The following is an 18405-nucleotide window of genomic DNA, read 5'->3' as shown; positions in this document are numbered from 1 at the left end:
CACCATGCCCGATTATGCGATTGGGGATATTCAAGGCTGCTATGAGCCATTAATGAGATTGCTGGACAGCCTTGATTTTAATGATCGCAGTGACCGGCTATGGTTTGTCGGCGATTTAGTCAATCGTGGACCGGAATCACTTAAGGTGCTTCGATTTATCAGACAGCTTCCTTTGAAGCCGGTTATTACCCTGGGTAATCATGATCTTCATCTTCTTGTTAAAATATTTGGCCAGAATGCAAAAGTAAATGCCGATGATACTCTTTATGAAATCCTCGAGGCTCCTGACTGCGAAGAATTGGGGCATTGGCTGCGCAATCAATCGATTCTCGTTCACGATCCAGACTTAGATGTGGTCATTTGCCATGCAGGTATAGCCCCAATGTGGGATCTTGAAACCGCTATCCGGCTTGCATCAGAACTGGAACTGGTCCTTCATTCAGCTGACTATGCGCATTATTTTGCGGCCATGTATGGCAATGAACCCAGTTTATGGCGCGATGATTTGAATGGCGTGGAGAGGTTGCGTGCGATTACCAATTATTTTACGCGAATGCGCTTCTGTGATAAGGATGGGCGTCTGATATTAAATTATAAGGGAACGATTGCTGAGGCACCGGCCAATCTACTGCCCTGGTTCGGCGTTCCCAAGCGTATTTCCATTGATGCGGATCTGGTCTTTGGCCATTGGGCGGCCCTCGGAGGCTATTGCCCGGTACCGCGTTTGCATGCCATTGACACAGGCTGTCTATGGGGCGGTCAATTAACTGCATTGCGCCTGCAGGATAAAAAGCGCTTTGCAGTTTCCGGACAATCAGGGGATGGATTGCTTTAATTTTACCGGAATAATCCCCCCTTTTTTTATACGGGCAAGGTCGGGATTGAATTTAAGATTTTGATACACACTGTCTATCGAACGCAGATCGAGTAATAGAGGGATAAGCTTTCCTTTAGGCTGGCGAACATTCACCAGATAATCACCCGGGGTAAGGCTTAACGGCTGTGGATCGTAATCGACGTCAATTTTAACTGTTGTAAAAAAATCCTGGATGGGTGAATAGTGGATTGAAACAGAATGCACTGCCGGATTAATAGCAATCACCTCTTGAGCGGCATTGATTTTTTCCACCTGAATATGGTGTTTATTCAATAAATCCAGTACGCGAGTTTCACCGCCTTTTATTAAATAAGCGTCAGGCATCAAAATGGTTTCATCAATTTCTATATAATCAAAATTGGCAAATTCACGGTCAACAGTCTGGAGATTATCGGCTCGGCGCAAAGAAACGGCTGTTCTGGGCTGCTGCATGTTCAGATTATAGTGGTAAGCCAGATAACTTTTATAGTGTAAGGGATATTGTTTCCATTCATTGCGCGCTTGCTGAATAATCGCCTGCAAGGCCTGTTTATTTTTTTCAATTACCTTTATGAAGCTCAGCACACTGATGTACTGCTTGTTTCGCCTGACCTCAATATTGCCTGGGGTTGCATAATGCCCATCCTTAGAGTCCAGGCGGTTTTCAACCAGCACCGAAAAAACCCCCTGCAGTGCGCTGTAATTTCGCATGTTACTCACTCTCAGCCCACCATGGCTAACCGGCTGGTTAAGCTGCAAAATTTCGCCGCGATAATGCTCACTGCGCAAACCGTATTCTTCACTGGTTTTCAGTAATTGCGGCAATAGTACCTCATGGCTGAACTGTCGTAACTTCTCGTTAATATTGGGATTATTTCCTATTTCGTACTGTGCTTCTGCATTGACATAATAACCTTCTTTCAGAGTAAGGATTTTCTTTTTGGTGGACGACTCATGCAAATCAAGTAAAGCATCAATCTGATAATCTTTAAGAACATTGATAAAAATTTGAGTTTCAGCATAGGCCAGTCGGGTAAAATCGACATTCAGGTTGCCGTTTATGGCATTAAAACGGGAGTTAGTATCACGACCATCCGGATTCGCGTTGACAATAATCATAAAATTGATATCGTCCAGCAGGCCTTGCTGCTGCTTATTAACAGCTAACTCCAGAGCCAGCTTCTGCAGGGCTTCGCAGCCTGAGGGCTCGGTTCCATGCTGCGACCCGAGTAGTAACACAGTCAGCTTATTAGCCTCATGCTGCCCGTTTTCTAAAAAGGCTTTTGAATTGGAAACCAGCAAGGCAGAAATGGGCCGCCCTCCTGCTGAAAGCCCAAGATGAAGCAGCCTCATGTGAGGAGAATGCTCACTTAACTGCTGAAGAAATGCCTCAATGTGCCGGCTATCCGGTAATGATTGAAACTGGCTGGCTTCCAGAGGGGTTGCAAGGGGCACGGGGCTGGTTTTCGCCATCAGCGGATGGCAGACTAGCCATAGCACAGAAATCACCATCCATTTTTTCATTTGTTTAGTTCCTGTTTTTGTAACTCCCCAGGTACGTCATCCTGAGCGTAGCGAAGGATCTCAAACTGCTTGGAACTGAGCCAGATTCAGGAGATCCTTCACTACGTTCAGGATGACGTTGAAGTAACAATTTTTTTAATTATTCTAGCAATTTTTATGCCGTATCCCTCACACAGAAAGATATATAAGGAGGGCAAGAAAGCTTTGCCAGGTGTTTTTTTCAAACAGACTAGTATTTTCTGTCACTAGTGACCTAAACTAAAATTAATGACATCAATAAGTTATCTTACAGGATAAGACGATGGATTTAGTGAAACTATTAGAGTCCTCATCGCTGTTTTCAGCCCTGAACAAGCGCATTTTATGGCGAATTGCTGACTTGGCCCAGGAAAAAACCTATCTGAAAGGGGATTATCTGGTTCGCGAAGGGGAAACAGCCCAATATTGCTTCATCATTGTATCCGGTCAGGTAGAGGTGTTTCGGGAAATGAATCTGCCCGATAAACTGTTTATTGCCAAACTGGGGGCAGGAGAAATTCTCGGTGAACTGGCAATAATTGATGGCTTGCCTCGCTCCGCCAGCGCCATTGCTCTGGAACTTACTAAAACTTTAGCAATCTCTGCCTGGGATTTTAAAGCCCAGATTCAGGCTTATCCTGAAATTGCCTTGCAGTTATTACCTGTTATTGCCAGGCGTTTGCGGGATGTCCAAAATCAATTAACCACTATGAATACTTGATATGGAAAAAAAGCCTATTGTTTTCCGACAAAGTGCCTTGGAGCATGTCAACCGGCCAGTGCTGCTTGATGACGCGCTGCAGGTGGTCTCTACACGCAATTGGCTCATCCTGTTAATTCTGACCTTGTTATTGCTGGGTTTCATTTACTGGTTATTTTATGGAAATATTTATCTGCGCGTGCAAGGCAATGGAATGCTTCTGAGCCTTAACAATCCAATTGTATCGGTACAATCCTCAGAACAAGGAGGTGTTGTTCAGCAAATCTATGTACAGCCTGGTCAGCGCGTACATAAAAATATGCTGCTGGTAAGAATGGATAGCGAGCTAGGCATGCAACTGCAATTGCAGAAAAACTATTTAATCCAGCTTAAGAAGCAGCAAGCTGATCTGACCGAGCGCGCCAAGACCATTCTGGTTAATCTCGAAACCAGTCAAAAACAGCAAATTGAAAAAATAAACTCCAGCCTGGCTGCAGCGCAGCAGAAAATCAAGCAGTTGGAAACCATGATGGGCCTGAAAGAAACGGCCTATAAGAAAGGAATTCTTGATTTACCCAATGTCACCGAAACCCGTATTGAGTATTATCGTCTGCTACAGGAAGTGCGCTCTCACGAGGCGGATTTGATTTCCATGAAAGCTAACCTGATTGATCTCAAGGACAAATGGAGAGAACGACAACTCGAAATGGACATGACCGTTCAGAAAGCGGAGTATGATTATAATCTGGCTGAGAAACGCTGGGAACTCACGCAGAATATTATTAGCCCCACCGATGGTGTGGTTGCTGAAATCAAGGTGAAGGAAGGCGATCTGACCAGGCCCGGCGAACCCTTGCTGACTATTGCGCCCGCTGAAAGCAATTTATACGCCTTGATCTTCATACCAGCTACCAAAGGCAAACTTCTTAAAATTGGCATGACGGCACAAATTGCTCCAAGCACGGTGAATAAACTGGAATATGGAACCATCCAGGGACGGGTCGAAACCATTTCTCTGCTGCCTGTAACTGCTGAAAATATGATGACTATTCTGAGAAGCCAGGATCTGGTTCGCTTCTTTAATAACTCCACTCCGCTGATTGCTGTAAAAATTTTACTCGATAAAAATAATGCTACCCATAGCGGTTACCAATGGACCAGCTCGAAAGGCCCTGACATTAATCTGACCCAGGGAACAGTGGTTGAAGGGATGATTAACGTCGAAGCGAAGAAACCAATTGAATTATTTGTGCATTTTGTGGACTAAAAAGCATACCCTATGGCAAAAGAAAAATTACAACAAGAGCGCGTCAATACGCCAACCATTCTGCAAATGGAATCCACTGAATGTGGAGCAACCTCCTTGTCTATTATTCTGGCTTACTACGGGAAATATATTTCTGCAGAAGAGGCAAGGGTAGCCTGTAATATTTCCCGTGATGGTACAAAGGCAATCAATATTGTGAAAGCAGCCAGACATTATGGAATGGATGCTTTTGGCGCCAATGTCGACATCGATGAGTTTGAAAATGTTAAAGTCCCCTTTATTGCCTATTGGGAATTCAATCACTTTCTGGTAGTAGAAGGCTTTAATGCAAAAACAGTTTTTCTAAACGATCCGGCAACAGGTCCACGCAAAATAAGCTGGGAGGAGTTTGGTAAAAGTTATACGGGCGTAGTGCTGGAAATTACTCCTGGAGAGGGATTTGAAAAGGGAGGCACTCCAGAACGCTCGACCCTGTCTTTATTGTTTGACAGAATCGGCAATAATTACTGGCCTATGCTGTTTATCATATTAACTACTGTGGCCTTAATAATTCCCCAGATTGCCACCCCAATTTTTACAAAAGCCTTTATTGACCATCTGCTTATCGATAATCAACGCTCGTTAATTCCTGTCGTTCTACTGGGGCTGGCTTTTACCACGATTGCTGAAGTTCTGTTTAGTATACTGCAATTCAAAGCATTAAGACGCTTGCAATTCAAACTCAATATTGTCAATTCAATCCAATTTCTTTGGCATCTTCTACACTTACCCATTCGTTATTTTCAGCAGCGGGCATCGGGTGATATCGCGAACCGGAACTCGCTTAATGAGGAGCTTGCCTTATTGCTGTCAAAAAATTTGCCGGCACAAGTGGTAGGGATTTTTGAGATGTTAGCCTTTGGTCTGGTTATATTCTTATTAAGCTGGCAAATCGGTATCGCACTATTTCTTCTGACTTCTTTAAACCTGTTTTCAATGTTGTTGGGCAGACGTTTTTTACTCGATTATGGTCGACGTTATGCGCAAAATAAAGGAAAACTGGATGGTATAGAGGCAAATGGCTTTCAAATTATCGAAACCCTGAAAGTCGCGGCGCTGGAATCCCATTTTTTTAACCGTTGGCTTGCGCACTATACCGAATACCTGACCACCGAGCAGCGTCTGCACTGGATAGGCGCATTGCTTGGCCTTATTCCCAGCCTGCTTGGTTTCTGGGCGAATATGGTGATTATTTGCTATGGCGCTTATCTGGTGATGTCAGGTGTTATTACCATTGGCTCAGTAGTAGCGATTCAGGCGCTGCTCAGCAGTTTTCTGCAACCGCTGAATAGTTTGATAGGCTTTTACCATCAGCTCAACCAGATTAAAGGAGACATTGTCAGACTGGATGATGTCGTGAATACCCCCTCGGACGCGCATTTTGACAGTGGCCAAACTCGTCAGGTAGCCCCTCCCATTCCTGAGGACAAACGAATTCTGCAGGTTACAAATCTGGGTTTCAGCTTTTCTCCGCTTGATCCCCCTGTTCTATACGACGTGTCTCTGGAGCTTAGACAAGGAGAGCGCGTTGCGGTGGTCGGTCAAAGCGGGAGTGGTAAATCGACGCTGGCTAAATTGATTACAGGAGTGTACCAGCCTACTGAAGGCAGCATCCACCTAAACGGCTGTCCTATTACTGAATTAAGCCGATTGTCAATCAGCAAACTGCTGGCCCAGGTTGATCAGAACATATTATTCCTTCCCGGCACTTTGCGTGACAATTTAAGTTTTTGGGATAAGTCGCTTAAAGATGAACAACTATATGAGGCATTGAAAGCAGTTGAAATGGATGAAATTATCCGAGCGCGAGGCGGGCTGGACATTCTTATTAATGAGTCGGGAAATAACTTTAGCGGCGGCCAGCGCCAGCGTCTGGAAATTGCAAGGGCCATTCTCAGACAGGCTCCCTTGTTGATTCTCGATGAAGCGACTTCGGCGATGGATACTGTTCTTGAACGACAGATTTATGACAATTTATGGGCAATGAATACCAGTTTACTCATTATTGCTCACCGTCTGAGTGCCATTCGCGATTGTGATCGAATTTATGTGCTGGACCAGGGGCAATTGACTCAAACCGGAACCCATGAGGAGTTAGTCGGACAGGCTGGCTTGTATCAGGAACTAATCAACCAGGAGATGTAATGAATCAGGACGAGGATCTGCCTCTTTCCAGTTTGCATTTACTGGAAGATATTTATAACGAAAAAGAAACTCCGTTCCATAGTGATAATACATTGGAAAGCTATTTCGCGGTTTGCTCTCTGATCACCAGACATTTGGGCATGGAAATCCACAAGCCGGTTCTCCAGTCGATTGAACATCCCGATCCGGTGGATTATCTGAACTCAGTGGCAACAGCCAATAGCCTGCGTATAAGAAAAATCCGCTTAAAGCGCCACTGGTGGCATAATGATCTTGGGCCAATGGCCGTGTTTTACAAAAAGAAACTCTGCGCATTAATCCCGCAGGGAACCGGGTATCAGCTGATCGATTGCCAGACAGGGAAACAATTCAGGATAACGCCATCAAATCAGCAGGACGTTAAGACCGACGCCTATATATTCTATCCAACCCTGCCCCAGGAAAGCGTACCGCTGAAAGATATTCTGAAGTTCACCTTCAAGGTGTTAAAGAAAGATCAGGCCAAGGTTATTATTTATCAGATTTTAATCAGCCTATCGCTTCTCGTGGTTCCTATTATGACCGGAGTTATTTTCGATGACATTATTCCTTTCGCCAATCTTTCGCTTTTAGGGCAAGCACTTGTTTTACTGCTTCTGACCAATGTTATCACCCAATTATTATATCTCTTACAGGTTGAATCGATTATTCGCCTGCAGATTAAATCCAAGCACCGGCTGCAAGTGGCCATTATGGACAGGCTTTTACGGTTGCCGCTTAGCTTCTTTAATCAATACACCGCAGGCGAGCTAAGCTTTAGGTCGGGAATTATTAATGAAGTCCAGGAAATTTTAAGCGCAAACATTTTGCGCAGCATGCTGGATGGTCTGATGTCACTGGTCAATTTCTTTTTAATGTTTTATATCAACTCCATGCTGTCACTGGCGGCTGTTTCCATCGTGCTGGTTATAACCATTAGCAGCTTAATCTTCAACCGGATTATTTTGCGCCAGGAACGAAAAGTGATTGAAGCGGAATCCACTCTGAGCGGTATTTTGCTTAGTATTATCAATGCGATTATCAAGCTTCGCATTGCGCACAAGGAGGATGCGGCTTTTGCCAGCTGGAACAAGTGTTACAGCGATAAAATGCGAGAGGAAAATAAAACCCATATATACCAGAACCGGCTTGATGTTTTTAATATTTTTCTCACCGGAATGAGCACATTAACCATCTATAGTCTGGTTATATGGCAAAATGCCGGCATCAGTTTCGGGCAGTTTATTGTATTTAACGCCGCATTCGTACAATTTTTCTCAGCCTTTGTTTCTTTAAGCAATGTGGTCAGTGAAAGTCTTGAAATTATCCCTTTGTTCAAGATGGCCAAACCTATTTTTGCGACTGAAACTGAAAAGGAGGAAAACAAATCGCCAGTTGATTTGGACGGGCACATTGTTTTGAAAGATGTTGTGTTCCGTTATCCCGACCATGAGGAGCCAATATTTGTCGATTTTAATCTGGAAGTACAGCCAGGCTCTTTTACAGCGATTGTCGGCCCTTCCGGCTCAGGAAAATCGACTCTGTTTCGCTTGTTGCTTGGTCTGGAAAAAATTGAATCCGGTGAGATCAAATTCAGCGGAATCGATCTGAAAAATATACATCTGCGAAACTTACGTTCACAGATGGGTGTGGTCATGCAGGTTACCCGTCTAATTCCGGGTACTATTTTTGAAAACTTTGCCGGTAATAACGATTCGCTGACTCGTCGTGAAGCCTGGGATATTGCCCGGGCAACAGGGCTTGAAGAACTGATTCAGGATTTGCCAATGGGCATGGATACCTTAATCAATGATGGCATCCAAACCTTTTCCGGCGGCGAGGTGCAGCGTATTAACCTGGCTCGCGCTATTAGTGCCAATCCTAAAATCCTGCTTCTCGATGAAGCAACCAGCGCTCTGGATAATAAGGTCCAGAAACAAATCAATGAGACCCTAGAAGCAATGAATCTGACCCGCATCGTCATTGCGCACCGTTTCAGCACCATCGTCAATGCCGATATCATTCACGTCATCCGAAATGGCCGCTGCATTGAATCAGGAAATTATGAGGAGCTCATGCGTCAGCAAGGCTTCTTTTATCAGATGGCAAAACATCAGCTCTAAACATGGCATACCTTCATTAAGCACAGAATGTCCTCTGGTTCAAAAGATGATTTATTAAGATGCTAAAATTAATAATAGGCTTAGTAAATCTGGAGGTTCATCATGAAAAAGGAAGTCAAGAGCGGTAACAAAAATACAAACGATTATTCAGCCTCCTATAATCAGTTCAAAGAATTTAAAGGCCAGGCTTATACTGGCATGAAAATTGGCCGCAGTCATAGCTGGAATTATGATCAGGGGCAATGGAAAGAGCGCAAACTAACACCTGATAAATGGGAAATACATTACGCGGTAACCAAAAGGCGAAAAGGGAAGGCGCCAGAAGGATCAGGGGTTCCGGTAGGAACCAAATACCACTGGTACATTCTCGCTGATCAAATCGTTGAAAAATTAAATGCTAATGACTATTCGACAGAAATGGTGGGAATTAAATTTAAAATTGCCCATCAGCGAGCAGATAAGGAAGCGTGGAATATTTCAGAAATTACGCAAAAAAAACATTTGGTCAATTACTTGTACGAGGTAATTTATACCCTGGAAGCAGAAATAGAAGCACTGAAGAAACGAAAAACCAAAATCAAATCCACGGGCAAAATGACCTCCTTTTCAGCTGAGCAACTCATTGCGCAAAATGAGCCGCTTAATGAAAAAAAGAAGAGCAAGGATGCTAAGCAACACTAGCCTTGACAGGCAAACTATCAAGGCCAGGTTAAGTTATTTCATTTTTTTAATACGTTGTGCTTCGATAACCAGCAATTTGAAATAATCATAAGACATATAAAAGTTGCCTTTGTCGCCAATTCTATCGCTCCATGAATTTCGTAGTTTTAATAAACCACGATGACTTACTTTTTTATCATCAACAGACACCGCATTATCATCATAACCAATGATAACCATCTCATGGCCGCCAAACTCGGGATTGTTTTTTAGATCGTCGGCAATATCCTGCGAAATAACCCAGGTATCAAATTTCTGCTTATAGGTACCGACAGCACCCATCACTCCCTTGTCGAAATCAAGTAATAAAACACCAAAGGTCACTCGGTCACCTGCGTTTAATGCCTGCTTCACCTCTGTCAGGGTACGGTTTGCATCCATATTACCTGTAAAAGCATCATATACATCGAGAACGGGAGACCAGGTTATCTTGCTGCTGTCTAATGGTTCACTCAAGGGATGGAAACTCTCAAGAGACATTGCCGTACCAATATTGGGATTGTTGGTAGGATAATCAGTTAAACCACCACAGCCATAGCGTTTTTGCTTGTCTTTATTAATAAAACCAAAACTATCTATCTGTCCTAAAAGAAAGCGTCCCCAGGTACCTTCCCAGCCGCTCGTGGCATAGCCGTTATCGGCTAAATAAGCACCTAACTCAAGCTGGCAGAGCTGGCTAATGTAATCCCCTTTGCCAAGGGCTGCATCAAGAGCTGCTGTCGTCGCAAAGGTTACACAACTTCCATGACTTCCCTGATTTAATACCGGTGTATTATTCATTCCGAGATCTACAGCTGATTGCGCAGTAGATGCTGTAAGAGCGAATTGCTTGCTGTGCGTTTGTAAATTTTGAACTTGCTGGCTTAAATAGTCCCGTCCCTGCTCTGATAGTTCAATTTTCATCAGACTGATTTCTTGCGGCGGCGCGACATTTACACTGCGGGCATTGCTGCTGGCTGGAATTTCTTTCGTAATACTTCCTACTATCGAAACATTTTGAGCAGCTAATTGACTACTCAATAATAATGAAGCGGCAGCGGCTGACGCATATTTCATATTTATTCTCCAGTGTATTCATAAAATGAACGGCGAAACGATTCTATCATGTGAATCAAATTTAATCACCATGTTCAATTTAAACATTTAAGAACGTCATCAGTTAATTCATTATCCCGGGGATTCAAACAGGAATGGATTTCCAGGAGGTAAGTTATTATCGGAATCTCTGGAAAAAACTTTAGTAGTCCGCCCTAAATTGAATCACAGTTGACGCAATATAAGGGCTTGGGGAGTAATGGAACGGCCAACCGACTTAAGGAAAGGTCTTGATGCATTTGTTTATCATTATGAGGCAGATTATTGGGTTTTCCCGCATATCCAGCCCAAACTGGCAATGACTATGCACGTGGCGTGACCGAGTAGTAGCTACGAGCTATTTGTTACAACTTTCTACATAAAAGTATGCCTTGCCCAATTGGTACCACTAAAGCATCAACTCTTTTATCTTCCAGTGCACGATCAATCATTGGTTGAAGATCCAATTGATGAGAAATCACATTATCTGCCATTAAGATGCCACCAGACACTGAGGTGGGAATAACGATATCATAACAGTCGACATAAAGTTCTTTTTCTGTATCAAGAAAGCACAAAGATAGATCCTTATAATTTGGCAAATAATCAAATACATTGCCTTGCACTAGTTCGACATATTGCTCCACCTGGGCTGAAGCGAATGTTTCCTTTGCCAATGTGATTTTTTGTTGATCTAATTCAAACGTTGTTATTTTAGTTTCTAAATGTTTGCATGCTAACGCTAACCATAAGGTTGAATATCCAGCGCTTGTACCTATCTCTATCCATTGCCCCTTAGACGAACTCGTTGCTGCAAGTAAACTAATGAATCGCCCAGTTTCAGGAGGGATTTGGCGTAATTTATCAAAATGCTTGATATCGATTTGACCAGACATTTCTTCACGATTTCTATTTTCCAAATCGTTCATTCGTTCTACGATTGCAGCTGATATATTGTGAAACATTTAAACTCCTCGCTTCGATTTATTAATAAACGCTTTTAGCGACAGATACTTACCATAACCCAAATGGGTTGCAATAATTTTACGAATGGGAACACCTAATTGATAAAGGTGTAATATTTTTTCTTTATCTTTGTCATACATGGAGGCTTGTATTACTCCTTTTGGTTTACCCAGCTTGATACCTTTTGCAACTCGAGCGCGTAACCCTTCTTTTGTACGCTCTGAAATGAAATCTCTTTCTAGCTCCGCAAGCATTGAAAAGATAGTAATAAGTACCTTATTAGCCATATTGTTTTTAGCAGTGGGATTTAAATCCAGATTTTGCTTAATCAGGATTAATCTTGCTTGTTTGTCTTGAGTGATCGTTTCTATGGTATTTAGAGTTTCTTTAATTGAACGGCCAAGCCTTGATAATTCAGAAGCAATAACCACATCATCGGCTGATAATTTATCCAGCAATTCATCGATTCGGCGCATAGCAGTTGGCTTGCGCGAGGACATTTCCAATTCAATCCATTCGTCAACCATGAGCTTTTGTTCAATGCAATAACGGCTGATACTGTTTTTCTGACTTTCGACACTCTGATCCTGAGTACTCACCCGAACATATCCATAAATCATGCTGATATCACCTATTTTTTACTGGTTTTTGTATTAAGGTATTTTTCATGCTTAACACCATTATATTATTCATCGTTTATAATGCACCTTAATGATATAATTTCTCGCTTAATAAAACGAGCATTAAAAGAATCAAATTTGATGTGTTGGAGGTGCCTTTTTGGCAAAGCTTGAAATATTGACTCCGGCAGAACAAATTATTTTTAATGCCCCGCCAAAATTTTCCCCGGATGAGCAAAATAACTATTTTTGTTTACCACCGGAGTTAGCGGTCTGGCTGAAAAGCGTGGAAAGCATCACTAATAAAGTGGATTTATTTTATTATTTGGGTTTGTCTGAGAGGCGCGCGATTCTACCAGCCAAGACAGTTTTATGAATCTGATCTCAAGGCCATATGCAAACAATATGGCTAAAAGGAGCAGGCGGCACTCTATTCCAGTGAAGGTAAATTTAAGGTATCCCTTCATAAAGTTCTTCTGTATTTTTACACGGCCGATGCTTTAAAAGCGGTTGTTATCAGTTTGAAACCAGCCTATCGCTATCTGTCACTGGAAAATTATTTTACACCCAAAAGAACATTGGCAGGCTAACAAAAACCGGCTACTGGAAGAAGCAGAGCTGCTCGATTTTGCTGACATTTCGTCTACCTTACGACTTTATTGAATTGCTTGAAAAAATTGAAATCCTTTGCCATCAAGAACACGTTGAGCAAATATTTTTGATACCATAATTACAGGCATCATACAGCAAATTAAAATAGCGGTTAGCCAATTAGCTGGCGAAAGTAAAACACAAGCGTTGGAATTATTACATCGCGCGAATTTGGCTGATTATAAAAAGCAGGATTTAGCAATCAGATCAAAGCCATTTTTGCCGAGATTCAAGCCATCCCTAATCGCTCAGCAAAACTCCATCAAAAAGCAAAAGACTTATTTAATAAAGACAAAAGCTATTCGTCATAGCCATTAAGGGCATGAGTGAAGGACAAACCGTGCCTTCGCGATGGTTGGTTGCTTGCGCCATTGATTTATTGCTTGATGAACGCAAGAGCTTGGTCGAATCAATGCTATCTAGCGATGATTTTTTCATGTTATGGGTTAAGTCCTTATTCAATCAAAACCATGGGCAGGATTGGCTTGGTGACAAAATAAAGGGAGTAAAACATCATCCAGATATAAAAACCAAACTGTTTAAAATTAGCAGCACGAATCGGTAACAACGACGCATTTCAATTTGACAAAAATGCCCCATTGGAGCATAATAAAATCATGAGAAAAAGAATAACAGTGGTGGAATTTCCAGCGTTTCTTGCTCAAATCAATGATTCGATAGTTCAGATGATCGGGACGAATTTATTGAGTATATCGCTGAAAATCCTGAAGCAGGCGCAATTATTCCTGGAACAGGTGGAGTTAGAAAAGTTCGTTGGAAAAGCAAAAACAAAGCAAAGAGTGGCGGGGTTAGGTAATTTATTATTTTTATAATGAGCACGCACCAATTTTTTTACTCACTGCGTACGGGAAAGGGGTTAAGGACAATTTAACGTCAGAGCAAAAGAAACAAATTGCAGTGCTTGCACAAATTTTGAAGGCTGAGTGCAAGCAAGCTAGGAGATAATTATGGCAAATCGAGATATCGGTAATGAAATCATTGAAGGCATGCATAACGCCATCGACTATGTTCGCGGCCATACCGGTGCAGCAAAAGTGCATAAAGTAGAAATTCCGGCAACCATTGATGTGCGGGCCATACGTGAAAAACTAAACCTGTCACGCCAGCAGTTCGCTGATAGCTATGGATTTAGCTCGCGGACATTACAGCACTGGGAACAAGGCGATCGCTCGCCCCATGGCGCTGCAAAAGTGTTGTTATTACTATTACAGCGCGAACCGGCAACTATTGCAAAAATTCTACAAGACAATAATTAGTGTAAGATAAAATGCATCTTTTATAAGGTTGAGTTAATCCATGCAGCTCTTATTTAAATAATACTTATCGCTTTGGCTTCCGATTCGAGCCTTAGAAATTTCTTCATGTCGCAATTTTCATTGGTGCAGTCAAGGGTGTTTAACGCTCATCAAGAAAAAATTGATAAATTTCCAATTTAACTGAAAATTTAGATGCCCAAATGTGTTTTAGACAGTAAAGAAGGATTTTAAATTGATATTAAAAAGTATCCTACTTTTGCCAGCAACAATTTCAGATATTCAAGATATATTGGAGTTAATGAAACGTTCTAAATCTCATTTTCATCCAGATAAAGAAGATTATGTTAATGATTTTGTTAACATTTGGGGGCCTCGGGCATACTATGTTGAAGATCATATATTAATGAAAGCACTCCTTTGTAATCGGTTTATTGGAGTCATTGGGATGAGAGGACCGACAATAAAAAGAGAACACGCAGAACTTGATCTCTTGTTTCTTGACAATCAATTTATAGGAAAGGGGTATGGGCGTTTATTATGGAATGAAGTGATAAACATTTCCAAAAATCAAGGCTGGGGTGTATTTCGTTTTATTTCTGACAATATTCCCCAAATTAGGGGGTTCTATAAATGCATGGGAGCAAAACAGGTTGGCGAAATGAGTCTCGTTACTGGAAATTTTCCAATTATGGAGTTCTGCATTTAAAGTCATTTAGTGAAAACATGTGGTATATAAATTTAACAATATGTTAACTAAATGCCTAGAGGCGGAACTATTTATTGATGATAAGACCACTTTAGGTCTTGAATTGATAGCGATATTATATGAAACGCCCATTAACAACAACTACATTCTTGAAATGGGAACTAATGTTGACCGAAAACAGGGGCTAAGTACACACTAGGCCATCAATGAAGTGAGAAGCTGCGTTTGTGTCAAGCTGACGCAGGGAGTGCCAAATTAAGACCTTGAGATAACTGAAAAAGAGTGATGGGGTGAGCAATTATGAAAGCACTTACCTTAAAATGAATATTGACGACAAATCAAGCATGATGATGAAATTATCGATCTGGGTTGAATTCAATCATATTGCGAATGGATAAAACAAAAAGAAAGAATATGGCGTAACAAGGAAATTATCAAAATGAATCTATTTAACAAATCTTTAAAAAAGATAACTATATTCAAATTTCGTAACCTAAAAACTAAAACTAAGAAGTTAAACAACTCAGCAAAGGTTTCACTTTTATTTTACTCATTTTTTAGCATAACTTGCCTTTACTATGCATTATTTGATGATCCACTTCATTCCCCTGCTCTATCTGTATAAGGCTTGTTGTAATTCCTCCTGTAGTCTAATGGTTGATGGACTGAGGCAGTAGAAAGGCCATGAATTAACAGTTCAAAACCTATTGGCAAAATTCTTATATAGAACGAATTAACCGGACTTAGGGTTTTACTGTGAGTAGATGGCTCCTCTATAAGTCTGATAAGTAGGTTAACCAGGCGTTTATAATGTACAAAGAACTAACTCTATCGCTTGTGCTCATTAAATAGAATGGTGCAAAATATACGCCCATATTATTTAAATAGAGTCAATAATGTTAAATCAGTTTCATAAGTTTATTAATTCACTTGCAGTGGCAGAGGTTAATCCTAATGTTATCCTATTTAAAACTAATTTTATTAAATTATTAAGTTTAGTTTCTCAACACGGACATCAAGCAAACGCAGCTGAAAAAGTGCCTTTATTGGCTGAAATTTTTACCACGCAAAGACAAATTTCTATGGTTTTTAATGAACACGTTGTAAAAAGCTATATACAGAGTTTTGCTGGTAATCGAGCTGATAATCCCAGGGTTCATGAATTATTAGCCACTCTCATGGTAGGTTATGAAAACATCCAAAAACCAACTATGTTTAAACTTTATATGACACGTTTACATGATTGTGTAACAGCTATAGAGGCTAATGTTGGCAATAAAGAGGCCTTAAGTGAAAAGGAAGTTTTGGATTTTTTTGAAGCCCCTTTAAGGTCAACTCCTGCTGCTCCAACTACACCGAAAGCAAATGGTTTTTTTAAACCCGCTGGTAGTGAGCAAATGAGTGTGACTGAATTAAAACATTATGCAGGACCTGCTTCAGATAATGGCAATATCTTCAATGAAAGCCTCGTTGATTCCTATCATCCTCGTATTGCTAATACGGTCCGTTCTTATCGAGATAGCTGTGCTGCACAAGTAAAGGCAGGAAAATTAGTTTCTCATTTAATCATAATGATTACAAACACTCAGGGCCTTATAAATGACATTAAATTAATTGATATTAGGAATGAAAGTGATAAAACGACCCAAGTAGCGATTACTTTGCATTATAGTGTTTATAACGCCATAAAAAACAATGAAATCAGCTCTATTACTGACATTAAAAAACAAGTTATCAAAGATTACGCTAAATTAATAGAAAGTGATAAATCATTAGAGCTCTCCACTGATAAACTACTTTCTACAATGGATGAAATAAGTGGTAAATTTAGCCATTTATTTGCTCACCAGTCACAATCAACATTTAACCGTTAATTCGAGTTATATTGCTATGCATTATAACAGCAAGCGTCTTCATTCATTCTTAGGATATGTTTCTCCCAATCAGTATGAAAAACAAGCTAAATTGCTGTTACAAAAAATAGCTTAACTGGGTTGTAACGTTTTACTTGACCACGTCACGTATATAAACAATCAATCAGTTTGATTAATTAAAAATCCTAGTCTGATTATACGATTAATCAGGCCTTATGAAAGTTGTTATATATATTTTTGTTATTCTGGTTGTTGCATAGAAGGAAAAAATGATTGTTCCTTTTGCTCAGTCATTAATGCACTTTTACGATTAGAATGGATAGGCGAACCAAGTGAGCTATTAGTTAAAATTCTAATCGGGCTCAGCATTACTGAATCGCCTTTAACCTGAGAGTTGCTATTGGTTTGATCGACTTTAAGTGCGTTAACCATTGCAGATGCCTCAATCAATTTGTTTTGATGGATAAGTGCGCCTAGTTCAATAATTGCATCCATTGATGCCTTTGGATTTTCTGTTAAATATTGCCCAATGAACGTCATCACCTCTTTTTTAGATAAACAGCTTTCGTTCCATTGATAATGCATGACTAAAAGGTTTTTAATAAAATAGGTTATTTCCTGATTAGGAAGCTTTACCTCAATGAAGTCATCACTATCAAAATCACTTGTGGCTTGGGTAGGCGTTAAAATTTGACTATACAACAGTCGATTTAACATGACTGCTTCACTTGCCTCGCTCCCCAGATAATAATTAGAAAATACATGGGCTCTTAGACGAATCGTCGCGACATTGTTTTTCAGTAAGCTGCCTAATTGGGCAACAATTGCTGGAGAAAAGGTTTTGAAAAAAGGGCTTTCACTTGATAAAAATGGCTTAAACTCTGCGTTGCCGAGCTTTAGTTGATTTAAATAGCAAGTAATCGAGTGGGGGTTATAATATTCTTTACCTGCAACATAATAGCCACCATACCACAAAGCAAGCTGCTGCCAGTCTTCTTTTGAAAGGGTTAAATTATGAAAGGTGAAAAGCGTTTTCACTTCCTCCTGACTAAAACCAAAAATACCCTGAAACTTTCTATCAAAAATACTGCATAAGCTAAAATTATTAAAGTTAGTTGGTACTTGCTTATCGCCAGGTCGCGTTTGCCCAATTAAAAATGCCTGGCATACGTAAGCGGTATTTTTTAAGCATGCAGTCAACAGTCCTTCAATAAGCGAATTAATTGCTTGGTAAAAACCACCATAGTGAGCAATTCGGGTTGGTTTATCATAGTCATCAATGATTAAAATTGGTTGTAAACCAAAGCGCTCGCGGAGTGTAACACTAAGCCGCTGAACTTCTCTTGGTAATCTGTTACTAGCCAAGTCTTTGGGCGGCTCTAGCTCAAAGTTTTGATATAAGTTTCTAACAGAAGCAATCAGGAAGTCTTTTATTTCCTTTTCAGTACTGCCATAGCCAAGTTTTGAAAAATCGAGCCAAAGCACTGGGTATTTACCTTGAAATTTGCCGTAAGGCCCTTGCTGACTAATGGCTAAGTCCTTAAATAATTTACTTTGATGCGGCTCATGATTTAATAAAAAAGAACGGAGCATTGAGAGATTTGTTGATTTTCCCCACCCTTCTCCGCAAATAAGGATGGTAATCCCAGCGCCATCTATCCAGCGAAGAAACCGTGATTTATCAATAAAAGGTTGTCCTTTTTCTAGAAGCGTTTCAAATGCGTTATCAGTCATTGCGTCCATATCATGATGTTCAACTATCATCGAAGAAAAATCCTTTTTATTTCATCTTAAGCAGCAATAATTCAGAAGTCGAAAGGTAACAAG

At 40.7% G+C, this 18405-nt stretch carries 17 protein-coding genes and 1 pseudogene; 13 read left to right on the top strand and 5 right to left on the bottom strand.

What is annotated here, in order from left to right; genetic code table 11:
• The first annotated feature begins 4 nt into the window (after nucleotides 1–4).
• Nucleotides 5–835, top strand: coding sequence for a symmetrical bis(5'-nucleosyl)-tetraphosphatase (locus tag LXA66_RS00575; protein WP_233011489.1), 831 nt, complete (start codon nucleotides 5–7; stop codon nucleotides 833–835).
• Here the strand turns inward: LXA66_RS00575 and LXA66_RS00570 are convergent.
• Nucleotides 815–2380 carry a M14 family zinc carboxypeptidase gene (locus LXA66_RS00570; RefSeq protein ID WP_233011488.1) on the bottom strand — a complete coding sequence of 522 codons (1566 nt, stop codon included), beginning with the start codon at nucleotides 2378–2380 and terminating at the stop codon, nucleotides 815–817. The two genes, LXA66_RS00575 and LXA66_RS00570, sit on opposite strands and share 21 nt — an antisense overlap.
• Before the next feature lie 301 nt (nucleotides 2381–2681).
• On the opposite strand from LXA66_RS00570, the gene LXA66_RS00565 reads away from it, so the two are divergent.
• The 5 genes from LXA66_RS00565 to LXA66_RS00545 all read left to right on the top strand — a co-directional run bounded on the left by LXA66_RS00565 (nucleotide 2682) and on the right by LXA66_RS00545 (nucleotide 9371).
• On the top strand, nucleotides 2682–3119 hold the full coding sequence (locus LXA66_RS00565; protein WP_233011487.1) for a cyclic nucleotide-binding domain-containing protein: 438 nt from the start codon (nucleotides 2682–2684) through the stop codon (nucleotides 3117–3119).
• Nucleotide 3120: 1 nt separating this feature from the next.
• Entirely contained in the window at nucleotides 3121–4365 is a 1245-nt protein-coding gene (locus tag LXA66_RS00560) for an NHLP bacteriocin system secretion protein (RefSeq protein WP_233011486.1), read from the top strand.
• Between the two features lie 12 nt (nucleotides 4366–4377).
• Complete coding sequence (locus LXA66_RS00555) at nucleotides 4378–6549, top strand: cysteine peptidase family C39 domain-containing protein (protein ID WP_233011485.1); 2172 nt, start codon at nucleotides 4378–4380, stop codon at nucleotides 6547–6549.
• Complete coding sequence (locus tag LXA66_RS00550) at nucleotides 6549–8690, top strand: ATP-binding cassette domain-containing protein (protein ID WP_233011484.1); 2142 nt, start codon at nucleotides 6549–6551, stop codon at nucleotides 8688–8690. Before LXA66_RS00555 ends, LXA66_RS00550 begins: the two co-directional genes overlap by 1 nt.
• A 102-nt stretch (nucleotides 8691–8792) precedes the next feature.
• Complete coding sequence (locus LXA66_RS00545) at nucleotides 8793–9371, top strand: hypothetical protein (RefSeq protein WP_233011483.1); 579 nt, start codon at nucleotides 8793–8795, stop codon at nucleotides 9369–9371.
• 33 nt (nucleotides 9372–9404) lie between these two features.
• On the opposite strand, the gene LXA66_RS00540 is transcribed toward LXA66_RS00545, so the two are convergent.
• The 3 genes from LXA66_RS00540 to LXA66_RS00530 all read right to left on the bottom strand — a co-directional run bounded on the left by LXA66_RS00540 (nucleotide 9405) and on the right by LXA66_RS00530 (nucleotide 12070).
• Entirely contained in the window at nucleotides 9405–10466 is a 1062-nt protein-coding gene (locus LXA66_RS00540) for a C1 family peptidase (protein WP_233011482.1), read from the bottom strand.
• A 383-nt stretch (nucleotides 10467–10849) separates the two neighbouring features.
• Complete coding sequence (locus LXA66_RS00535) at nucleotides 10850–11449, bottom strand: O-methyltransferase (protein ID WP_233011481.1); 600 nt, start codon at nucleotides 11447–11449, stop codon at nucleotides 10850–10852.
• Nucleotides 11450–12070 carry a recombinase family protein gene (locus LXA66_RS00530; protein WP_233011480.1) on the bottom strand — a complete coding sequence of 207 codons (621 nt, stop codon included), beginning with the start codon at nucleotides 12068–12070 and terminating at the stop codon, nucleotides 11450–11452.
• 160 nt (nucleotides 12071–12230) lie between these two features.
• Between LXA66_RS00530 and LXA66_RS00525 the strand changes: the two genes are divergently transcribed.
• The 7 genes and pseudogenes from LXA66_RS00525 to LXA66_RS00495 all read left to right on the top strand — a co-directional run.
• Nucleotides 12231–12446: a hypothetical protein gene (locus LXA66_RS00525; RefSeq protein WP_233011479.1), complete on the top strand. Its 216-nt coding sequence runs from the start codon at nucleotides 12231–12233 to the stop codon at nucleotides 12444–12446.
• A gap of 615 nt (nucleotides 12447–13061) precedes the next feature.
• Nucleotides 13062–13286, top strand: coding sequence for a hypothetical protein (locus tag LXA66_RS00520; protein WP_233011478.1), 225 nt, complete (start codon nucleotides 13062–13064; stop codon nucleotides 13284–13286).
• 52 nt (nucleotides 13287–13338) lie between these two features.
• The gene (locus LXA66_RS00515) at nucleotides 13339–13554 is read left to right on the top strand and encodes a hypothetical protein (protein WP_233011477.1); all 216 of its coding nucleotides are present in this window, start codon (nucleotides 13339–13341) and stop codon (nucleotides 13552–13554) included.
• A 135-nt stretch (nucleotides 13555–13689) separates the two neighbouring features.
• On the top strand, nucleotides 13690–13998 hold the full coding sequence (locus LXA66_RS00510) for a DNA-binding transcriptional regulator (RefSeq protein ID WP_233011476.1): 309 nt from the start codon (nucleotides 13690–13692) through the stop codon (nucleotides 13996–13998).
• 232 nt (nucleotides 13999–14230) lie between these two features.
• Nucleotides 14231–14704: a GNAT family N-acetyltransferase gene (locus LXA66_RS00505; protein ID WP_233011475.1), complete on the top strand. Its 474-nt coding sequence runs from the start codon at nucleotides 14231–14233 to the stop codon at nucleotides 14702–14704.
• A gap of 896 nt (nucleotides 14705–15600) precedes the next feature.
• Complete coding sequence (locus LXA66_RS00500) at nucleotides 15601–16578, top strand: hypothetical protein (protein WP_233011474.1); 978 nt, start codon at nucleotides 15601–15603, stop codon at nucleotides 16576–16578.
• A 4-nt stretch (nucleotides 16579–16582) separates the two neighbouring features.
• A pseudogene (locus LXA66_RS00495) lies at nucleotides 16583–16693 on the top strand (IS3 family transposase); the annotation flags it as partial.
• 125 nt (nucleotides 16694–16818) lie between these two features.
• Here LXA66_RS00495 and LXA66_RS00490 read toward each other — a convergent pair.
• The gene (locus tag LXA66_RS00490; RefSeq protein ID WP_233011473.1) at nucleotides 16819–18342 is read right to left on the bottom strand and encodes an AAA family ATPase; all 1524 of its coding nucleotides are present in this window, start codon (nucleotides 18340–18342) and stop codon (nucleotides 16819–16821) included.
• Nucleotides 18343–18405: the final 63 nt, after the last annotated feature.

Origin of the sequence: Legionella sp. 16cNR16C (assembly GCF_021297775.1) — a bacterium.
Taxonomy (GTDB): domain Bacteria; phylum Pseudomonadota; class Gammaproteobacteria; order Legionellales; family Legionellaceae; genus Legionella_C; species Legionella_C quinlivanii_A.
This window is presented reverse-complemented; position numbering and strand designations above follow the sequence as displayed.